The organism is Streptomyces sp. NPDC008137, from assembly GCF_042957035.1.
Classification (GTDB): domain Bacteria; phylum Actinomycetota; class Actinomycetes; order Streptomycetales; family Streptomycetaceae; genus Streptomyces.
Genome location: NZ_JBIBHN010000008.1, coordinates 312,377 through 330,215 on the forward strand (window position 1 = coordinate 312,377; position 17,839 = coordinate 330,215).

At 68.2% G+C, this 17,839-nt stretch carries 23 protein-coding genes; 22 read left to right on the forward strand and 1 reads right to left on the reverse strand.

All coding sequences use genetic code 11. The features are described 5' to 3' along the window. From rplX to truA, 19 genes are all read left to right on the forward strand, one after another. On the forward strand, nucleotides 1-324 hold the full coding sequence (gene rplX, locus ACFZBT_RS16560) for a 50S ribosomal protein L24 (protein WP_053674523.1): 324 nt from the start codon (nucleotides 1-3) through the stop codon (nucleotides 322-324). Then, on the forward strand, nucleotides 324-881 hold the full coding sequence (gene rplE, locus ACFZBT_RS16565) for a 50S ribosomal protein L5 (protein ID WP_003992366.1): 558 nt from the start codon (nucleotides 324-326) through the stop codon (nucleotides 879-881). The genes rplX and rplE overlap by 1 nt, the downstream gene beginning before the upstream one ends. Before the next feature lie 5 nt (nucleotides 882-886). Then, entirely contained in the window at nucleotides 887-1,072 is a 186-nt protein-coding gene (locus tag ACFZBT_RS16570) for a type Z 30S ribosomal protein S14 (RefSeq protein WP_003948630.1), read from the forward strand. A 213-nt stretch (nucleotides 1,073-1,285) separates the two neighbouring features. Then, the gene (gene rpsH / locus ACFZBT_RS16575; protein ID WP_030839654.1) at nucleotides 1,286-1,684 is read left to right on the forward strand and encodes a 30S ribosomal protein S8; all 399 of its coding nucleotides are present in this window, start codon (nucleotides 1,286-1,288) and stop codon (nucleotides 1,682-1,684) included. Between the two features lie 24 nt (nucleotides 1,685-1,708). Continuing rightward, a complete protein-coding gene (rplF, locus tag ACFZBT_RS16580; protein ID WP_215119438.1) occupies nucleotides 1,709-2,248 on the forward strand; it encodes a 50S ribosomal protein L6 in 540 nt (179 codons plus the stop codon). Between the two features lie 3 nt (nucleotides 2,249-2,251). After that, entirely contained in the window at nucleotides 2,252-2,635 is a 384-nt protein-coding gene (rplR, locus tag ACFZBT_RS16585) for a 50S ribosomal protein L18 (RefSeq protein ID WP_030930487.1), read from the forward strand. A gap of 39 nt (nucleotides 2,636-2,674) precedes the next feature. Continuing rightward, a complete protein-coding gene (gene rpsE, locus ACFZBT_RS16590) occupies nucleotides 2,675-3,280 on the forward strand; it encodes a 30S ribosomal protein S5 (RefSeq protein ID WP_164332815.1) in 606 nt (201 codons plus the stop codon). Nucleotides 3,281-3,282: 2 nt separating this feature from the next. Further along, a complete protein-coding gene (gene rpmD, locus ACFZBT_RS16595) occupies nucleotides 3,283-3,465 on the forward strand; it encodes a 50S ribosomal protein L30 (RefSeq protein ID WP_003974250.1) in 183 nt (60 codons plus the stop codon). Nucleotides 3,466-3,467: 2 nt separating this feature from the next. Further along, nucleotides 3,468-3,923: a 50S ribosomal protein L15 gene (gene rplO / locus ACFZBT_RS16600; protein WP_391103575.1), complete on the forward strand. Its 456-nt coding sequence runs from the start codon at nucleotides 3,468-3,470 to the stop codon at nucleotides 3,921-3,923. A 246-nt stretch (nucleotides 3,924-4,169) separates the two neighbouring features. After that, entirely contained in the window at nucleotides 4,170-5,486 is a 1,317-nt protein-coding gene (secY, locus tag ACFZBT_RS16605) for a preprotein translocase subunit SecY (protein WP_391103577.1), read from the forward strand. After that, a complete protein-coding gene (locus ACFZBT_RS16610) occupies nucleotides 5,486-6,148 on the forward strand; it encodes an adenylate kinase (protein ID WP_391103579.1) in 663 nt (220 codons plus the stop codon). Before secY ends, ACFZBT_RS16610 begins: the two co-directional genes overlap by 1 nt. A gap of 129 nt (nucleotides 6,149-6,277) precedes the next feature. Continuing rightward, entirely contained in the window at nucleotides 6,278-7,114 is an 837-nt protein-coding gene (gene map / locus ACFZBT_RS16615) for a type I methionyl aminopeptidase (RefSeq protein WP_391103581.1), read from the forward strand. 211 nt (nucleotides 7,115-7,325) lie between these two features. Then, a complete protein-coding gene (gene infA, locus ACFZBT_RS16620) occupies nucleotides 7,326-7,547 on the forward strand; it encodes a translation initiation factor IF-1 (protein ID WP_003948620.1) in 222 nt (73 codons plus the stop codon). 59 nt (nucleotides 7,548-7,606) lie between these two features. After that, nucleotides 7,607-7,720 carry a 50S ribosomal protein L36 gene (gene rpmJ, locus ACFZBT_RS16625; RefSeq protein WP_003948619.1) on the forward strand — a complete coding sequence of 38 codons (114 nt, stop codon included), beginning with the start codon at nucleotides 7,607-7,609 and terminating at the stop codon, nucleotides 7,718-7,720. A 197-nt stretch (nucleotides 7,721-7,917) separates the two neighbouring features. Continuing rightward, nucleotides 7,918-8,298 carry a 30S ribosomal protein S13 gene (rpsM, locus tag ACFZBT_RS16630; RefSeq protein ID WP_189728755.1) on the forward strand — a complete coding sequence of 127 codons (381 nt, stop codon included), beginning with the start codon at nucleotides 7,918-7,920 and terminating at the stop codon, nucleotides 8,296-8,298. A gap of 65 nt (nucleotides 8,299-8,363) precedes the next feature. After that, nucleotides 8,364-8,768, forward strand: coding sequence for a 30S ribosomal protein S11 (gene rpsK, locus ACFZBT_RS16635; protein WP_003956432.1), 405 nt, complete (start codon nucleotides 8,364-8,366; stop codon nucleotides 8,766-8,768). 161 nt (nucleotides 8,769-8,929) lie between these two features. Further along, complete coding sequence (locus ACFZBT_RS16640; RefSeq protein ID WP_003966937.1) at nucleotides 8,930-9,952, forward strand: DNA-directed RNA polymerase subunit alpha; 1,023 nt, start codon at nucleotides 8,930-8,932, stop codon at nucleotides 9,950-9,952. A gap of 167 nt (nucleotides 9,953-10,119) precedes the next feature. Next, complete coding sequence (gene rplQ, locus ACFZBT_RS16645; protein WP_391103585.1) at nucleotides 10,120-10,620, forward strand: 50S ribosomal protein L17; 501 nt, start codon at nucleotides 10,120-10,122, stop codon at nucleotides 10,618-10,620. 142 nt (nucleotides 10,621-10,762) lie between these two features. After that, a complete protein-coding gene (truA, locus tag ACFZBT_RS16650; protein ID WP_391103591.1) occupies nucleotides 10,763-11,617 on the forward strand; it encodes a tRNA pseudouridine(38-40) synthase TruA in 855 nt (284 codons plus the stop codon). A 17-nt stretch (nucleotides 11,618-11,634) separates the two neighbouring features. Here truA and ACFZBT_RS16655 read toward each other — a convergent pair whose 3' ends face one another. Continuing rightward, a complete protein-coding gene (locus ACFZBT_RS16655; protein WP_391103593.1) occupies nucleotides 11,635-12,444 on the reverse strand; it encodes a hypothetical protein in 810 nt (269 codons plus the stop codon). A gap of 230 nt (nucleotides 12,445-12,674) precedes the next feature. Here ACFZBT_RS16655 and ACFZBT_RS16660 point away from each other — a divergent pair, with 230 nt between their 5' ends. From ACFZBT_RS16660 to pgsB, 3 genes are all read left to right on the forward strand, one after another. Further along, nucleotides 12,675-13,817, forward strand: coding sequence for a CapA family protein (locus ACFZBT_RS16660; RefSeq protein WP_391103682.1), 1,143 nt, complete (start codon nucleotides 12,675-12,677; stop codon nucleotides 13,815-13,817). Between the two features lie 204 nt (nucleotides 13,818-14,021). After that, entirely contained in the window at nucleotides 14,022-16,268 is a 2,247-nt protein-coding gene (locus ACFZBT_RS16665) for a HAMP domain-containing protein (protein WP_391103684.1), read from the forward strand. Nucleotides 16,269-16,275: 7 nt separating this feature from the next. Continuing rightward, complete coding sequence (pgsB, locus tag ACFZBT_RS16670) at nucleotides 16,276-17,769, forward strand: poly-gamma-glutamate synthase PgsB (RefSeq protein WP_391103596.1); 1,494 nt, start codon at nucleotides 16,276-16,278, stop codon at nucleotides 17,767-17,769. Nucleotides 17,770-17,839: the final 70 nt, after the last annotated feature.

Below are 17,839 nucleotides of genomic sequence, written 5' to 3' on the forward strand. Positions count from 1 at the left end.
ATGAAGATCAAGAAGGGCGACCTGGTCCAGGTCATCACCGGTAAGGACAAGGGCAAGCAGGGCAAGGTCATTGCCGCTTACCCGCGCGACGAGCGTGTCCTGGTCGAGGGTGTCAACCGGGTCAAGAAGCACACCAAGGCAGGTCCGACGGCTCGCGGTTCGCAGGCCGGCGGCATCGTCACCACCGAGGCTCCGATCCACGTCTCCAACGTCCAGCTGGTCGTGGAGAAGGACGGCAACAAGGTCGTGACCCGCGTCGGTTACCGCTTCGACGACGAAGGCAACAAGATCCGCGTTGCCAAGCGGACGGGTGAGGACATCTGATGACGACCACCACCAGCCCGCGTCTGAAGCAGAAGTACCGTGAGGAGATCACGGGCAAGCTGCGTGACGAGTTCAAGTACGAGAACGTCATGCAGATCCCCGGTCTCGTCAAGATCGTGGTCAACATGGGTGTGGGCGACGCCGCCCGCGACTCCAAGCTGATCGAGGGTGCCATCAAGGACCTCACCACGATCACCGGTCAGAAGCCGGCCGTCACCAAGGCCCGCAAGTCCATCGCGCAGTTCAAGCTGCGTGAGGGCCAGCCGATCGGTGCCCACGTCACGCTCCGTGGCGACCGCATGTGGGAGTTCCTGGACCGCACCCTGTCGCTCGCGCTGCCGCGCATCCGCGACTTCCGCGGCCTGTCCCCCAAGCAGTTCGACGGCCGTGGCAACTACACCTTCGGTCTCACGGAGCAGGTCATGTTCCACGAGATCGACCAGGACAAGATCGACCGCACCCGGGGTATGGACATCACCGTGGTGACCACGGCGACCAACGACGCTGAGGGCCGCGCGCTCCTTCGTCACCTCGGCTTCCCCTTCAAGGAGGCGTGAGCGAGATGGCGAAGAAGGCTCTGATCGCGAAGGCTGCTCGCAAGCCCAAGTTCGGTGTGCGTGGCTACACCCGCTGCCAGCGCTGTGGCCGCCCGCACTCCGTGTACCGCAAGTTCGGCCTGTGCCGCGTGTGCCTTCGTGAGATGGCTCACCGTGGCGAGCTGCCGGGCGTGACCAAGAGCTCCTGGTAATCCCCCTTTTAGGGATTAGCAGGGCTCTCGGTAAGCAATGGGCGTGTCAGGCGCCCGCCCCTTCATGGCTTAGGCTTGGAGGGTTGGGCGCCTGACAGTCGCCCGTACGACTTACTACGCCGTAGGTCCACCGCGCCGCACCCGTCCCGTCTCGGATCGGGGAGAGGGATGGCGCACCAGGAAACCCCGGCGAGAGAGGCCGAAGGCCAATTCATGACCATGACTGATCCGATCGCAGACATGCTGACGCGTCTGCGGAACGCGAACTCGGCATACCACGACTCCGTGACGATGCCGGCGTCGAAGATCAAGTCGCACATCGCGGAGATCCTCCAGCAGGAGGGCTTCATCACGGGCTGGAAGGTCGAGGACGCCGAGGTCGGCAAGAACCTCGTCCTGGAGCTGAAGTTCGGTCCCAACCGTGAGCGCTCCATCGCGGGCATCAAGCGGATCTCCAAGCCCGGTCTCCGGGTGTACGCGAAGTCCACCAACCTGCCGAAGGTTCTGGGCGGCCTGGGCGTGGCCATCATCTCCACGTCCCACGGTCTCCTGACCGACAAGCAGGCGCAGAAGAAGGGCGTGGGTGGGGAAGTCCTCGCCTACGTCTGGTAATTCGGGAACGGAGGAGAGACAGCAATGTCGCGTATCGGCAAGCTCCCCATCCCGGTTCCCGCCGGCGTGGACGTCACCATCGACGGCCGTACGGTCGCGGTCAAGGGCCCCAAGGGCGAACTGACCCACACCGTCATCGCGCCGATCGACATCGCCAAGGCCGAGGACGGCACCCTTCAGGTGCTCCGGCCCAACGACGAGCGGCAGAGCAAGGCCCTGCACGGCCTGTCCCGCACGCTGGTGGCGAACATGATCACCGGTGTGACCCAGGGATACGTCAAGAAGCTCGAAATCAGCGGTGTCGGCTACCGTGTCCTGGCCAAGGGCTCCAACCTGGAGTTCTCTCTGGGCTACAGCCACCCGATCCTGGTCGAGGCCCCCGAGGGCATCACCTTCAAGGTGGAGTCCCCGACCCGTTTCTCGGTCGAGGGCATCGACAAGCAGAAGGTCGGCGAGGTTGCGGCCAACATCCGCAAGCTGCGCAGGCCCGACCCGTACAAGGCCAAGGGCGTCAAGTACGAGGGCGAAGTCATCCGCCGCAAGGTCGGAAAGGCGGGTAAGTAAGCCATGGCATACGGACAGAAGATCCTCAAGGGCGACGCCTACAAGCGCGCCGCGATCAAGCGCCGCCACATCCGGATCCGTAAGAACATCAACGGAACGGCGGAGCGTCCGCGTCTGGTCGTTACCCGCTCGAACCGCCACATCGTGGCCCAGGTGATCGACGACATCAAGGGTCACACCCTGGCGTCGGCGTCCACCCTGGACACCTCGATCCGCGGTGGCGAGGGCGACAAGTCCGCGCAGGCCAAGCAGGTCGGCGCCCTGGTCGCCGAGCGCGCCAAGGCCGCCGGTGTCGAGGCCGTCGTGTTCGACCGTGGTGGTAACCAGTACGCGGGGCGCATCGCCGCCCTGGCGGACGCCGCCCGCGAAGCCGGGCTCAAGTTCTGAGCCTGCCGTAGCTAGCGGAAACAGAGAGAGGTAATTCCAATGGCTGGACCCCAGCGCCGCGGTGGCGGTGCCGGTGGCGGCGAGCGGCGGGACCGGAAGGGCCGTGACGGCGGCGCTGCTGCCGCCGAGAAGACCGCGTACGTTGAGCGCGTTGTCGCGATCAACCGCGTCGCCAAGGTTGTGAAGGGTGGTCGTCGCTTCAGCTTCACCGCGCTGGTCGTGGTGGGCGACGGTGACGGCACCGTGGGTGTCGGATACGGCAAGGCCAAGGAGGTGCCGGCCGCCATCGCCAAGGGCGTTGAGGAGGCCAAGAAGCACTTCTTCAAGGTCCCCCGCATCCAGGGCACCATCCCGCACCCCATCCAGGGTGAGAAGGCTGCCGGCGTCGTGCTGCTCAAGCCCGCGTCGCCCGGTACCGGTGTGATCGCCGGTGGTCCGGTGCGTGCCGTGCTCGAGTGCGCCGGTATCCACGACGTGCTGTCGAAGTCGCTCGGCTCCGACAACGCGATCAACATCGTGCACGCGACCGTGGAGGCCCTCCGGGGTCTGCAGCGCCCCGAGGAGATCGCGGCCCGCCGTGGTCTGCCCCTCGAGGACGTCGCCCCCGCGGCTCTTCTCCGTGCGCGTGCCGGGGCGGGTGCGTAATCATGGCGCAGCTCAAGATTACGCAGGTCAAGTCCTACATCGGCAGCAAGCAGAACCACCGTGACACCCTGCGCTCCCTTGGTCTCAAGGGCATCAACACGCAGGTCGTCAAGGAGGACCGCCCCGAGTTCCGCGGCATGGTGCACACCGTCCGCCACCTCGTGACGGTCGAGGAGGTCGACTGATCATGGCGGAGAACAACCCGCTCAAGATCCACAACCTCCGTCCCGCCCCGGGCGCCAAGACCGCCAAGACCCGTGTCGGTCGTGGTGAGGCGTCGAAGGGTAAGACGGCCGGTCGTGGTACCAAGGGCACGAAGGCCCGTTACCAGGTTCCGGAGCGCTTCGAGGGTGGCCAGATGCCCCTCCACATGCGTCTCCCGAAGCTGAAGGGCTTCAAGAACCCCTTCAAGACGGAGTACCAGGTCGTGAACCTGGACAAGCTCGCCGCCCTCTACCCCGAGGGTGGGGAGGTCACCGTTGCCGACCTGGTCGACAAGGGTGCCGTCCGCAAGAACAGCCTCGTCAAGGTCCTCGGCCAGGGCGAGCTCTCCGTGGCGCTGCAGGTGACGGTCGATGCCGTCTCCGGCTCCGCCAAGGAGAAGATCACCGCCGCCGGCGGTACCGTCACCGAGCTCGTCTGAACCCCACAGGCGTCTTGATGACCTGAGCGATCCCGACCGGGGATACCCCACATATGGGGTATCCCCGGTTGGTCGTTCCTAGGGCGGCAGTCACGCCGGTAAGGTGGCTTGCACTGCCCTCTTTTCACAGGGTGCTTCACTTCGGGCACTCTGAGCGGCAGTTGACCGTTACCTATGTCGTTGTTCCTATCGGACTCTCAAGACCGTCACCCTTGACGCAGTTGCGCGGGGGTCGCAGGAGGCACCGTGCTCACCGCGTTCGCCCGGGCGTTCAAGACGCCCGACCTGCGCAAGAAGCTGCTCTTCACGCTCGGCATCATCGTGGTCTACCGGGTGGGAACCCACATCCCGATCCCAGGTGTCGATTACCGGAACGTCCAGACCTGTATCGACAATGCCCAGGCCAACCAGGGCATCTTCGGTCTGGTCAACATGTTCAGTGGCGGTGCGCTGCTGCAGATCACCATCTTCGCGCTGGGCATCATGCCGTACATCACGGCGAGCATCATCCTCCAGCTGCTGACCGTGGTGATCCCCCGCCTGGAAGCCCTGAAGAAGGAGGGCCAGGCCGGTACGGCGAAGATCACGCAGTACACCCGTTACCTGACGATCGCCCTCGCCATCCTCCAGGGCACCGGCCTCGTCGCCACCGCCCGCAGCGGCGCCCTGTTCTCCGGCTGCCCGGTGGCCAGCCAGATCGTCCCCGACCAGTCGATCTTCGTCACCATCACCATGGTCATCACGATGACCGCCGGCACGGCGGCCGTGATGTGGCTCGGTGAGCTCATCACCGACCGCGGTATCGGCAACGGCATGTCGATCCTGATGTTCATCTCGATCGCCGCCACCTTCCCGTCCGCCCTGTGGGCCATCAAGCAGGAGGGCTCCCTGGCCGGCGGCTGGATCGAGTTCGGCACGGTCATCCTGGTCGGCTTCGCCATGGTCGGCCTGGTGGTCTTCGTCGAGCAGGCCCAGCGCCGCATCCCGGTCCAGTACGCCAAGCGCATGATCGGCCGTCGTTCCTACGGCGGTACGTCCACCTACATCCCGCTCAAGGTGAACCAGGCGGGTGTGATCCCCGTTATCTTCGCCTCGTCGCTGCTCTACATCCCGGCGCTGGTGGCCCAGTTCGCCGGGGGGAGCCAGTCGGGGTGGAAGACCTGGATCGAGCAGCACTTCGTCAAGGGCGACCACCCGTATTACATCGTTACGTACTTCCTGCTGATCGTTTTCTTCGCGTTCTTCTACGTGGCGATCTCCTTCAACCCCGAGGAAGTCGCCGACAACATGAAGAAGTATGGTGGCTTCATCCCGGGCATCCGGGCTGGCCGACCGACCGCTGAGTACCTGAGCTACGTACTCAACCGGATCACCTGGCCGGGTTCGTTGTACTTGGGGCTGATCGCTCTCGTGCCGACGATGGCGTTGGCAGGTTTCGGGGCAAACCAGAACTTCCCGTTCGGCGGCACCAGCATCCTGATCATCGTGGGTGTGGGGCTCGAGACCGTGAAGCAGATCGAGAGCCAGCTCCAGCAGCGCAATTACGAAGGGTTCCTCCGCTGATGCGTATCGTCCTCGTCGGGCCGCCGGGCGCCGGTAAGGGAACGCAGGCCGCGTTCCTGGCCCAGAACCTGTCGATCCCGCATATCTCCACGGGCGACCTGTTCCGGGCCAACATCAGCCAGCAGACGGAACTCGGCAAACTGGCGAAGTCCTACATCGACGCGGGCAATCTCGTCCCTGACGAGGTGACCATCGCGATGGCGAAGGACCGCATGGAGCAGCCGGACGCCGGGAACGGTTTCCTGCTGGACGGCTTCCCCCGCAACGTCTCGCAGGCCGGGGCGCTCGACGAGCTGCTCGAGGCCGAGAGCATGCAGCTGGACGCCGTGCTGGACCTGGAGGTCCCCGAGGACGAGGTCGTCAAGCGGATCGCCGGCCGCCGTGTCTGCCGCAACGAGTCGGCGCATGTCTTCCACGTGACGTACAAGCCGCCGGCCAAGGAGGGCGTCTGCGACGTCTGCGGCGGCGAGCTGTACCAGCGGGGCGACGACTCCGAGGAGACCGTCCGCAAGCGGCTGGAGGTCTACCACACGCAGACCGAGCCGATCATCGACTACTACAAGGCGCAGGGCCTGGTGGTCACGATCTCCGCGCTCGGCAAGGTGGAGGACGTCACGACGCGCGCCATGGAGGCGCTGAAGCGTGACGAGGGCGACAAGTAGTCGTTCGTACGCAGCGACGGCCGCGGTTCCCCTCGGGGAGCCGCGGCTGCTGCGTGGGGGCTCATCGAGCGGCCCCGTATCGTTGAAGGCGTTCATTCCCTCCGAAGGTCCAGAAAGGCCGTAGTCCCCATGGTGCAGATCAAGACCTCCGAGCAGATCGCCAAGATGCGCGAGGCGGGCCTGGTCGTCGCCGCCATCCACGCGGCGACCCGGGAAGCCGCCGTGCCGGGGGCCACCACGAAGGATCTGGACCAGGTCGCCCGCAAGGTCCTCGCCGAGCACAACGCCAAGCCGAACTTCCTCGGCTACGGCGGCTTCCCCGCGACGATCTGCACGTCCGTGAACGAGGTCGTCGTCCACGGCATCCCGTCCGACGACGTCGTCCTCAAGGACGGGGACGTCATCTCCATCGACTGCGGCGCGATCATCGACGGCTGGCACGGCGACGCCGCCTACACGGCCTTCGTCGGCTCCGGCCACTCCCCGGAGCTGGTCGAGCTCTCCCGGGTGACCGAGGAGTCGATGTGGGCCGGCATCGCGGCCATGAAGCAGGGCAACCGGCTGGTCGACATCTCCCGGGCCGTCGAGACGTACATCCGCCGCCAGCCGAAGCCCGGCGGGGGCAAGTACGGGATCATCGAGGACTACGGCGGGCACGGCATCGGCACCGAGATGCACATGGACCCGCACCTGCTGAACTATGTCGACCGGCGGCGGGGGAAGGGGCCGAAGCTGGTTCCCGGGTTCTGCCTCGCCATCGAGCCGATGGTGTCCCTCGGCACGCCGAAGACCGAGGTTCTCGAGGACGACTGGACCGTCATCACCACGGACGGCACGTGGTCCTCGCACTGGGAGCACTCGGTTGCCCTGACCGAGGAGGGTCCGTTGGTGCTGACGTCTCCCGACGCGGGGAAGGCGAAGCTCGCCGAGCTGGGCGTCACGGCAGCTCCTGATCCGCTGGGCTGAGCGCCGTCCGCGGCCGCGGGCCGGTGGGGGGTGTTCGCGCAGTTCCGCGCGCCCCTCTCGGGGCGCTTAATGATCTGCGTGATGGGGCAGGATCTCTCGATTCGTGTTTCCGAGGGGCCTGACGTAGACTGACTCGTCGGCTCTGGTGCACCCGCATGTCTGCATGCGCTCGCACGGAGTCGATCAAGGTAGTCGATTCGAAGGGCGAAGCGTGGCCAAGAAGCAAGGTGCCATCGAGATCGAGGGCACTGTCGTCGAGTCTCTTCCGAACGCCATGTTCAAGGTCGAGCTCCAGAACGGCCACCAGGTCCTGGCACACATCAGCGGCAAGATGCGCATGCACTACATCCGCATCCTCCCTGACGACCGGGTCGTGGTGGAGCTGTCTCCGTACGACCTGACGCGTGGCCGGATCGTCTACCGCTACAAGTAGATCTTGCCCCGCATCTCGCTTCGGCGAGGTGGTGGCACTGACCCGGAGAACCTCACCTAATGAAGGTCAAGCCGAGCGTCAAGAAGATCTGCGACAAGTGCAGGGTGATCCGCCGTCACGGCCGGGTCATGATCATCTGCGACAACCCGCGCCACAAGCAGCGCCAGGGCTGATCGACAGCGGATCGCACCCTCTGCATCCATCGCAGGGATTCGCGCGACGCGAGCTGAATATGTTCATACGCAGGACCCGGGCGGACGATGTTCGCCTGACACCCCTGGTTCGGAGGCCGGGGACCCAGTTCGTACCTCATACGGCGGCTGGGAGTCGGTTCTGTGGAAGACCTCCGACAAGTAACTGGAGCCATTGAATGGCACGCGTTTCCGGTGTCGACATCCCGCGCGAAAAGCGCGTGGAGGTCGCCCTCACCTACGTGTTCGGCATCGGCCGGACCCTCGCGCAGCAGACGCTGGCCGCCACCGGCGTCGACCCGAACACCCGCGTCCGCGACCTCTCCGAGGAGCAGCTCGTCGCGATCCGCGAGTTCGTGGACAACAACATCAGGACCGAGGGTGACCTCCGTCGTGAGATCCAGGCCGACATCCGCCGCAAGGTCGAGATCGGCTGCTACCAGGGTCTGCGTCACCGCCGCGGCCTGCCCGTCCGCGGTCAGCGCACCAGCACCAACGCCCGCACCCGCAAGGGCCCGCGTCGCGCCATCGCCGGCAAGAAGAAGCCGGGCAAGAAGTAGTCCGCAGCGGACGCCTGTCCACGGTCTTCGCTGTAGGACCGACCACCTCCCGTAGGAGTTAAGAGATGCCCCCCAAGGGACGTCAGGGCGCTGCCAAGAAGGTGCGCCGCAAGGAAAAGAAGAACGTCGCTCACGGCCACGCGCACATCAAGAGCACGTTCAACAACACGATCGTCTCGATCACGGACCCCTCGGGCAACGTGATCTCCTGGGCCTCCGCCGGCCACGTCGGCTTCAAGGGCTCGCGCAAGTCCACGCCGTTCGCCGCGCAGATGGCCGCCGAGTCGGCTGCCCGCCGCGCCCAGGAGCACGGCATGCGCAAGGTCGACGTCTTCGTCAAGGGCCCGGGCTCCGGTCGTGAGACCGCGATCCGCTCCCTGCAGGCGACCGGCCTCGAGGTCGGCTCCATCCAGGACGTCACGCCGACCCCGCACAACGGCTGCCGTCCGCCCAAGCGCCGCCGCGTCTGATCTTCCACAGATCGCTGACGCAGGCCGCTTGGTCTGAGGTTTTCGGGCGGTACGACTCCTTCGGGTCGTATCGCCCGTACCCTTGTCCGTAACACCATCGGGCTTCGCCCGGTGCATCAGGGCGTCAAATAGCGGGCGCCCCTGACAGAAGGATCACAAACATGCTGATCGCTCAGCGTCCCTCGTTGACCGAAGAGGTCGTCGACGAATTCCGCTCCCGGTTCGTGATCGAGCCGCTGGAGCCGGGCTTCGGCTACACCCTCGGCAACTCCCTCCGCCGGACCCTCCTGTCCTCGATCCCGGGTGCGGCGGTCACGTCCATCCGCATCGACGGTGTCCTGCACGAGTTCACCACCGTGCCGGGCGTCAAGGAGGACGTCACCGACCTGATCCTCAACATCAAGCAGCTGGTCGTCTCCTCGGAGCACGACGAGCCGGTCGTGATGTACCTGCGCAAGCAGGGCCCGGGTCTGGTCACCGCCGCCGACATCGCGCCCCCGGCCGGTGTCGAGGTGCACAACCCCGACCTCGTCCTCGCCACGCTCAACGGCAAGGGCAAGCTGGAGATGGAGCTGACGGTCGAGCGTGGCCGCGGCTACGTCTCCGCCGTGCAGAACAAGCAGGTCGGCCAGGAGATCGGCCGGATCCCGGTCGACTCGATCTACTCGCCGGTGCTCAAGGTCACGTACAAGGTCGAGGCCACGCGTGTCGAGCAGCGGACCGACTTCGACAAGCTGATCGTCGACGTCGAGACCAAGCAGGCCATGCGTCCGCGTGACGCCATGGCGTCGGCCGGTAAGACCCTGGTCGAGCTGTTCGGTCTGGCCCGCGAGCTCAACATCGACGCCGAGGGCATCGACATGGGCCCGTCCCCCACGGACGCCGCCCTGGCCGCCGATCTGGCGCTGCCGATCGAGGAGCTCGAGCTCACCGTTCGGTCGTACAACTGCCTCAAGCGTGAGGGCATCCACTCCGTGGGCGAGCTCGTGGCTCGTTCCGAGGCGGACCTGCTCGACATCCGCAACTTCGGTGCGAAGTCCATTGACGAGGTCAAGGCGAAGCTCGCGGGTATGGGCCTCGCGCTGAAGGACTCGCCTCCCGGGTTCGACCCGACCGCCGCCGCGGACGCGTTCGGTGCGGACGACGACGCGGACGCCGGGTTCGTGGAGACCGAGCAGTACTGATTCGGCTGCCGGCCCGTTGTGGCTGGTCGCGCAGTTCCCCGCGCCCCTTCGGGGGCGCGGACCCTCCGGGCGTCTGAATGACGCCCGGATCTCTGACAGACGACCGTCTGCTCAGATACTGACCCCGGTACCTGATACGGCCGGGGCAGACACCTAGGAGAAACACCATGCCGAAGCCCACCAAGGGTGCCCGTATGGGCGGCAGTGCCGCGCACGAGAAGCTGCTCCTCGCGAACCTCGCGAAGGCGCTGTTCGAGCACGGTCGCATCACCACCACCGAGGCGAAGGCCCGCAAGCTGCGGCCGTACGCCGAGCGTCTGGTCACCAAGGCGAAGAAGGGCGACCTTCACAACCGCCGTCAGGTGCTCCAGATCATCACGGACAAGAGCATCGTCCACACGCTCTTCACCGAGATCGGCCCGCGCTACGAGAACCGTCCGGGTGGCTACACCCGTATCACCAAGATCGGTAACCGCCGTGGCGACAACGCGCCCATGGCTGTCATCGAGCTGGTCGAGGCGCTGACGGTGGCGCAGGAGGCGACCGGCGAGGCCGAGGCCGCGACGAAGCGTGCGGTCAAGGAAGACGCCCTCAAGAAGGACGAGGCCGCCCCGGCCAAGTCCGACGAGGCCGCCGAGGCTTCCGCCGAGGAGTCCAAGGACGCGTAAGCGTTCTGCCGGGGGCTGTGCGCCGGCGGCCGCGGGTTCGTCGTGGTCGCTCGCGCAGTTCCCCGCGCCCCTGAGGGTGCGTTGGCGGGCCCGTTCCTTTTCAGGAGCGGGCCCGCCTTTGTGTTGCTGAGAGGATCTGTGCGTGAGTGATGAAGCAGCTGCCGGGTTCGTTCGTGTGCGGCTTGATCTGTCGTACGACGGGAGTGAGTTCTCCGGGTGGGCCAAGCAGGCCGGGGGGCGGCGGACCGTGCAGGGGGAGATCGAGGATGCCCTGCGGACGGTGACGCGGTCGCGGGAGACGTATGAGCTGACCGTGGCGGGGCGCACCGATGCCGGGGTGCATGCCCGGGGGCAGGTGGCGCATGTCGATCTGCCGCATGAGGTCTGGGCCGAGCACCATCAGAAGCTGCTGAAGCGGCTGGCCGGGCGGCTGCCCCGGGACGTGCGGGTCTGGGCCCTCAGAGAGGCGCCCAGTGGCTTCAACGCGCGGTTCTCGGCGGTGTGGCGGCGATACGCCTATCGGGTCACCGACAATCCCGGGGGCGTCGATCCGCTGCTGCGGAACCACGTGCTGTGGCACGACTGGCCGCTGGACGTCGACGCCATGAACGAGGCCGCGCGCCGGCTGCTCGGGGAGCACGACTTCGCCGCCTACTGCAAGAAGCGGGAGGGCGCGACGACGATCCGTACGCTCCAGGAGCTGGGTCTCGTGAGGGGCGAGGACGGGATCATCACCGCGACCGTGCGGGCCGACGCCTTCTGTCACAACATGGTGCGCTCGCTCATCGGGGCGCTGCTGTTCGTGGGTGACGGGCACCGGCCGCCGGACTGGCCGGGGAAGGTGCTGGCGGCCGGTGTCCGGGACTCGGCCGTGCACGTCGTACGGCCGCACGGGCTGACGCTGGAGGAGGTCGGCTACCCGGCCGACGAACTGCTCGCCGCGCGCAGCAAGGAGGCGCGGAACAAGCGGTCGCTGCCGTCGGCGGGGTGCTGCTGACGGGCCTTCGCCGTTCCTCACCGGTGGGCGGAGTTCCAGGTCGCGACCAGCCCGGAGAGGGCCGTGACGGCGGCGTCGGTGTAGTCGCCGCGCGCGTCGGGGGAGAGCTCCACGTGGAGGAACCTGGCGTGGTGGCGCTCAGCGGCCCTGCCCTGGACGTTCGTGGTGCCTTCCAGGGGGCAGCGGGCCGACCAGCCCCGGCAGACCCGCAGCCCGTCGGCTTCCATGCCGTCGGCCAGGGCGGCGGCCTCGGTGAGGGTGCTCCGCGCGGCCCCGGTGGAGAGGACGGCCTCGTAGGGGCGGTGTGACTCCTTGGCGAAGCCGTGCAGTTGCACACCGGGGACGTCGCGTTTCTGGAGTTCCACGACGATGGCGTGGAAGACGCTGTCCTCCCGGTGGGCGACGTCGGCGGCGTCGCCCCGGCCCGCCTCGCGGTGCGCGCCGGCCAGCACCAGCGAGCCGCCGGGGTTGTCCTCCAGCAGCCGCACGCCGAGGCGTTCGGTGTCCCGGTCGGAGACCGGGTGCGGCACCTGGGCGTTCCAGCGGACTTCGGAGTCGGCGGTCAGGTAGAGGCGCCCCCAGCTTTCGGTCCGGCCCGGGCGGGCGGCGGCGATCTCGTCGTACCTGCGGCCGGAATCGGTGTCGGTGAGGCGGGTGAGCTTGAGGCCGAGGGAGGCGAGCAGCCGTTCGGCCTTCGTGGTGTCGCCGTCCAGGAGGTGGCCGACGCTCTCGGCGACGCGCTCGCGCCGGGTGGCGTCCGGTGGGGTGTACGCGGCATCGGGCTCCAGGCCCGCCGTGTACGTGAGGATCCTGCTGCGGATGTCCACCAGCTCCCGGGCGTGCGGAACGGAATCGTCCGTTGACCGGTCTGGTGCCGACTGGCAGCCGAACAAGGCGAGGATGAGACCGATTTGGACCAGAATACGAATCAAATGTGACTGTCTTGTGATGGTAACTTCCGTGGTGCTTGTGTGGTTCATGTGAATATGATGCGGTGACATTTCGCAATCCTCTCCGGGCCGTTCGGGCGGCAACCGCTTTCGTGGCCGCCGTCGCCATGACGACCGCGTGCACCTCCGCGGCCTCCTCGCCGCAGGTGAAGCCGGGAGGCCGCTCGTTCACCGTCGCCGCCGCCGGTGACGTGCTGATCCACCCCGAGCTGGTCGACCAGGCCGCCAAGGACGCCAAGAGGACCGGCAAGGGAGAGGCCGGACTGGACTTCGGGCCGCTGCTCGCCCGGGTGCGGCCGGTCATCAGCGAGGCCGACCTGGCCATCTGCCACATGGAGACGCCCGTCGGAAAGCCGCGGGGGCCCTTCGAGGGGTACCCGGAGTTCCTCGTCCCGCCGCAGATCCTGACGACGCTCAAGGACGTGGGCTACGACACCTGCTCGACGGCCTCCAATCACACCTACGACCACGGCCTGGGGGCCGTGCGGCGCACCTTGCAGGCCATGGACAAGGTCGGCCTCGGGCACACCGGCTCCGCTCGCACGCCCGAGGAAGCGGAACGAATCAACATCCGCGACGTCAACGGCGTCAAGGTCGCCCACCTCTCGTACTCCTGGATGTCGTTCCTCAACCCGACGCCGGAGAAGGAGAAGTGGGCGTTCAACCAGCTCGACACGGACGCGATCAAGGAAGCCGAGGCCCGGGCCCGCGAGAAGGGCGCCGAGGTGGTAGTCCTGTCGGTCCACTGGGGACTTGAGCACTACAACGAGCCGAGCGTTCCCCAGCTGCAGCTGGCGGAGCGTCTCACCACGGAGACCGGGGTCGACCTGGTGATCGGGCACCACGCCCACGTGGTGCAGCCGATCCAGAAGGTGAACGGCACCTGGGTCGCCTACGGCCTGGGCAACCAGGTCGCCCGGCACTCCTCGCCCAGCGGGCTGACGGAGGAGGGCGCGATCGGCTGGTTCGAATTCCGCGAGACGACCGACGGCTGGGACGTCTCCGCCCGCTACGCCACGACGCTCGTGGACATCCCGCCCGAGGCGGAGGCCGGTGAGAAGCCGCCCGCCGGCGCGGTCGAGGACCACCGGGTGGTGGACGTACGGCGGGCGCTCGACGCGCCGTCCGGTCTCTCCGAGGAGCGGCTGGCCCGCTACCGGCTGGCGGCCGACCGCACGCGCGGTTTCCTGTACAACCGCGGCGCGCCGGGCGGCGACGGCCTGAAGGAACTCACGCTGGAGCGTGACTAGCGCCACAGCGCACGGGAGGGTGAACGGCACAACCCGAACCCTTCACAGAAGTCTCATACATGACGGCCCGTTACCCCTCCCGCGGGAGGGGGGTTCCGCGCGGCCGTCCTCACCCAGAGAGGCCGGAGGAGACCACCGGTGACACCCACCCGCGCCGTGCGCCCCGTGAAGGGAGGACGGCGGCGCAGCCGGAGACGCGCGGACATGCCGCTGCTGGGCGGCATCCGTCCCCCGATCGCGCTGCTGTGCGTGCTGGTGCTCGCCCTCGCGGGCCTCACCGCCCAGGTGCTCGGCCCCGCCGGCGAGCCGGCCGTACCGCAGGCGGTGCTCTCCTCCCAGCAGCACTTCGCCGAGGACGGCGCCATCGCCCTGCGCGCCTCGATCGACGAGCGGGTCACCGACCTGAACCGCACCGCGGCCGCCTTGAACGCGGGGTCGCCGGTGAAGCCCGAGCGCGTCCTGTCCGACCTGGGCAAGACCTACCAGAAGTGGACCGGCACGGCGGTCCTGGAACTGAAGAGCGGCAAAGTACTGGCCGCCAGGGGTGAAACGATTCCCCTCGCATGGCTGGACAAGGACGTCCTCACCGGGGACACGGCTCTCAAGCCCCGCATGGTGCGGCTGGAGACCGGTGACGTACGCCTGATGACCATGGCCGTCCTCGGTTCCGGGGACCGGCCCCAGCAGCTCCTGCTCGCCTCCAACAGCCTGTCCGTGCCCGCCATCAACCTGGGGCAGTTCCGCTCCATGGCGGTCGTGGCCACCGGCGGGGAGATCCTCGCCACGGCGGGTTTCGAGCAGTCCGAGGCGCTCAACTCCGACCAGGAGCGCAAGGAGCTGGCCTTCCTCCAGAAACAGATGAGCGGAATGTCCGCCCGGGCGGCACGGGAGACCGAGCAGGACCCGGTCAGCGCCAGGGAACCGGGCGCCCGCGGCTACCCCGGGGTCAGCGGGAACCTGGTCGGCGGGAGCTACAACGGCCGCGTCGCGACCGTCGGTTACGCCTCCCTCTCCTCCGCCGACCCGGAGGAGAAGAAGAGCGTCGGCGCGGGCCTCGGGCTCACCGTCGTCGCCCTGCTTCCCGTGGTCCAGCAGCAGGGTGCCGGCGCGGACCGGGAGCTGTACGGACTGCTGGCGGCCGGAGCCCTGGTCGTCCTCGGACTGCTCGCCGCGGCCGTGCTGTGGGCGACCGTGCAGCGGCCGTTGCTGCGGCTCTTCCTGGAGTCCCGCCGACTGGCCCGGGGCGATCTGACCCGGCCGGTGGACGTGCCCCGCGGGAGTGAGGCCGCGCGCATCGGCTCCGCCCTGGAGAAACTGCGCGCGCAGCTGGGCGGCCCGACCGGTGATCCCGGCCGGCGCCAGCGCGTCAAGAGGCGGTTCGGGGTGCGCGGGCCGCTCGTGCTGACCGCCGCACTTCTGTTGCTGTGGTGCGTGCCCGTGGGCCTCCTGCTGAACCGCACCGACGACTCCGTCAGCATCCCGGCCAGCATGGTCGCGGACCAGCGGGACCGTACCGACCTGGTCGCCGACCGAGTGCGCAGGGCGCTGAACGAGGCACAGGCGGACCTGGTCTCCACGTCCCGGCTGATCGACCCGGACGACGCCGGCGCCGGGCGCGCGCTGCTCGAGGAGACCCTGCGCGAGCACACCCGCTACCAGGCGCTGTACCTCCTCGACGAGGACGGCGAGGTCGTCGCCCGCGCGGGCGAGGAGCCGCGCGCCGGTCTCGCCGACGGGGACGACACGCCCCTGGTCCGGGTGGCCGGCACGGGCGGGAAGAAACCGGTCGTCCAGGCCGCGGCCCCGCTGCCGGACCGCAAGGGGATGACCCTGGTCGGCGAGGTCCGGGTCGAGTTCCTCAACTCGCTGCTGAAGCGGCCCGGGCTCGGCGAGGTCCGCGTGGTGGACTCCAAGGCGAAGACCATCGCCGCCAGCGACGGCTTCCTGGCCTTCGAGGACCTGCCGCGCGACGCGCTCGCCGACCTCGTCCTGGCCGGCAGCGTCCACGTCGGCGCCGGTCCCGTGGAGAACGGCCTGCTGATCCGCGAAGGACGCGGGACCACGGTCGCCGCGGCCGCCCCGTTCTCCGGCGGCGGCGTGGCGGCCGACATCGGCTGGACCGTGGTCAGCTGGCAGAACGCCAAGGACTTCCAGATCACCCCGTACCAGCGCGAGGACCGCAGCGTCCTGGCCGGACTCCTCGGTCTGGCCCTGATCGTCGTCTGCCTCGGCTGGGTGTACCTGGTCGTGGCCCGGCCGATGCGGGCACTGGCGGCCGGGGCGGAGAAGCTGGCCGACGGCGACCTCAAGTCCGTGCTGTACCCCCGCTACCAGGACGAGGTGGGCGCCGTCGTACGCAGCCTCGAACTGCTGCGCCAGCAACTCCAGGCCCGTAAGCAGACCCAGGCACGCCGGCTCGCGGAGCCGGAGGCCGGCGTTCGGGGAAGGTGACCCAGCCGTGCTCTATCTGTACTTCGTCCTGCTCACCGGCAGTGTGCTGCTGCTGGTGGCGGGCATCGTGGAACAGCGCCGGCACTACGCCAGCCTGCACAGCATCCCGTCGCGCGTGCTGGTGAACGGCATCCGCGGCAAGTCCTCCATCACCCGGCTGTGCGCCGGGGCGCTGCGCGGCGGCGAACTGGTGACCGTGGCCAAGACCACCGGTACGGCGGCCCGGTTCATCCACCCGGACGCCACCGAGGAGCCGGTCTACCGCAAGTTCGGCATAGCCAACGTGGTGGAGCAGATCGGCATCGTGCGCCGGGCCGCCACCTACCGGCCCGACGCCCTCGTCATCGAGTGCATGGCCGTCATGCCGGCCCTGCAGGAGGTGAACCAGAGCAAGCTGATCCGCTCCACGATCGGCGTGCTGTGCAACGTCCGCGAGGACCACCTCGCCGAGATGGGACCCACCCTCGACGACGTGGCGCGGTCGCTGTGCCGCTCCATGCCGGAGGACGGCATCTGCGTGACCGCCGAGAAGGAACGCTTCCACATCCTCCAGGAGGAGGCCGACGCCCGTAACTGCGAGCTGGTCTACGCCGACCCGGAGACCGTCACCGACGAGGAACTGCGCGGCTTCAGCTGGTTCACCTTCAAGGAGAACGTCGCGATCGCCCTCGTCGTGGCCGACCTGCTCGGCGTGGAACGGCAGGTCGCCCTGCAGGGCATGTACGACGCGCCGCCGGACCCGGGCGTGCTGTCCGTCGAGCGCTACGCGGCGCCCGAGGGCAAGCGGATCGCCTTCGCCAACGTCTTCGCGGCCAACGACCCCGAGTCGACGCTGATGAACATCAACCAGCTGCTCGACCTCGGAGCCATCCACCGGCCGCTGAACGTCGTGATCAACTGCCGGCCCGACCGCGTGGAGCGCAACGGGCAGATGGGCGAGATCATCCCCGACCTCCAGCCGGACCATGTCTTCGTCATCGGGCACCCGGCCAAGAGCGCGATCGACGCCATCCCCGCCGACTGGCGCGAGCGCGCGGTCGACCTCGGGGGCGAACGGCGGTCGGCCGAGGAGTTCATGCCGGCTCTGCTGGAGCGCCTGTCCGCCGACTCCTCCCTGGTCGCGATCGGCAACATCCACGGACAGGGCGAGGAACTGCTGGAGTACCTGGCCGAACTCCCGGCGGACGAGTCCGCCGCCGAAGCAGAAGCCGGCGCCGCGCGGCCCTCGGCCACGGCCGTACCGCCCCAGCCGGCGCGCCTGGACCCCTACGCCTCGTACCCCGTGGCCTATGAGGAGCGCTACCAGGCCTCCCGTACCCAGGAGATCCCGGTGGTCCGCATCCCGGCCCAGCCCTCGGGACCCTATGCCGCCGGGTACCCCGGCCCGGACCCCTACCAGCAGGAGCCGTACGCCGCTCCGGACCGGCAGGCATGGCAGTACGCCGACGAGCCCTACGGGTACGTCCCGGCGGACGACGGGGGACAGCCTCCCCGTTCCTGACGTCCACGGGCGGGGCGAGCGCCTCGCGCAGGACCGCCGATCGCCCCGTACCGAACCCGCACCCGTACCC

Excerpts from the sequence above, each read along its gene's own strand:
- rplR (WP_030930487.1), top strand. The coding sequence starts at position 2,252 with ATGGCATACGGACAGAAGATCCTCAAGGGCGACGCCTACAAGCGCGCC.
- rplQ (WP_391103585.1), top strand. The coding sequence starts at position 10,120 with ATGCCGAAGCCCACCAAGGGTGCCCGTATGGGCGGCAGTGCCGCGCAC.
- rplO (WP_391103575.1), top strand. The coding sequence starts at position 3,468 with ATGGCGGAGAACAACCCGCTCAAGATCCACAACCTCCGTCCCGCCCCG.
- rpsM (WP_189728755.1), top strand. The coding sequence starts at position 7,918 with ATGGCACGCGTTTCCGGTGTCGACATCCCGCGCGAAAAGCGCGTGGAG.
- ACFZBT_RS16640 (WP_003966937.1), top strand. The coding sequence starts at position 8,930 with ATGCTGATCGCTCAGCGTCCCTCGTTGACCGAAGAGGTCGTCGACGAA.
- rplX (WP_053674523.1), top strand. The coding sequence starts at position 1 with ATGAAGATCAAGAAGGGCGACCTGGTCCAGGTCATCACCGGTAAGGAC.
- rpmJ (WP_003948619.1), top strand. The coding sequence starts at position 7,607 with ATGAAGGTCAAGCCGAGCGTCAAGAAGATCTGCGACAAGTGCAGGGTG.
- ACFZBT_RS16665 (WP_391103684.1), top strand. The coding sequence starts at position 14,022 with ATGCCGCTGCTGGGCGGCATCCGTCCCCCGATCGCGCTGCTGTGCGTG.
- rpsE (WP_164332815.1), top strand. The coding sequence starts at position 2,675 with ATGGCTGGACCCCAGCGCCGCGGTGGCGGTGCCGGTGGCGGCGAGCGG.
- rpsH (WP_030839654.1), top strand. The coding sequence starts at position 1,286 with ATGACCATGACTGATCCGATCGCAGACATGCTGACGCGTCTGCGGAAC.
- rpsK (WP_003956432.1), top strand. The coding sequence starts at position 8,364 with ATGCCCCCCAAGGGACGTCAGGGCGCTGCCAAGAAGGTGCGCCGCAAG.
- ACFZBT_RS16610 (WP_391103579.1), top strand. The coding sequence starts at position 5,486 with ATGCGTATCGTCCTCGTCGGGCCGCCGGGCGCCGGTAAGGGAACGCAG.
- rplE (WP_003992366.1), top strand. The coding sequence starts at position 324 with ATGACGACCACCACCAGCCCGCGTCTGAAGCAGAAGTACCGTGAGGAG.
- rpmD (WP_003974250.1), top strand. The coding sequence starts at position 3,283 with ATGGCGCAGCTCAAGATTACGCAGGTCAAGTCCTACATCGGCAGCAAG.
- ACFZBT_RS16570 (WP_003948630.1), top strand. The coding sequence starts at position 887 with ATGGCGAAGAAGGCTCTGATCGCGAAGGCTGCTCGCAAGCCCAAGTTC.
- ACFZBT_RS16660 (WP_391103682.1), top strand. The coding sequence starts at position 12,675 with ATGACGACCGCGTGCACCTCCGCGGCCTCCTCGCCGCAGGTGAAGCCG.
- map (WP_391103581.1), top strand. The coding sequence starts at position 6,278 with ATGGTGCAGATCAAGACCTCCGAGCAGATCGCCAAGATGCGCGAGGCG.
- rplF (WP_215119438.1), top strand. The coding sequence starts at position 1,709 with ATGTCGCGTATCGGCAAGCTCCCCATCCCGGTTCCCGCCGGCGTGGAC.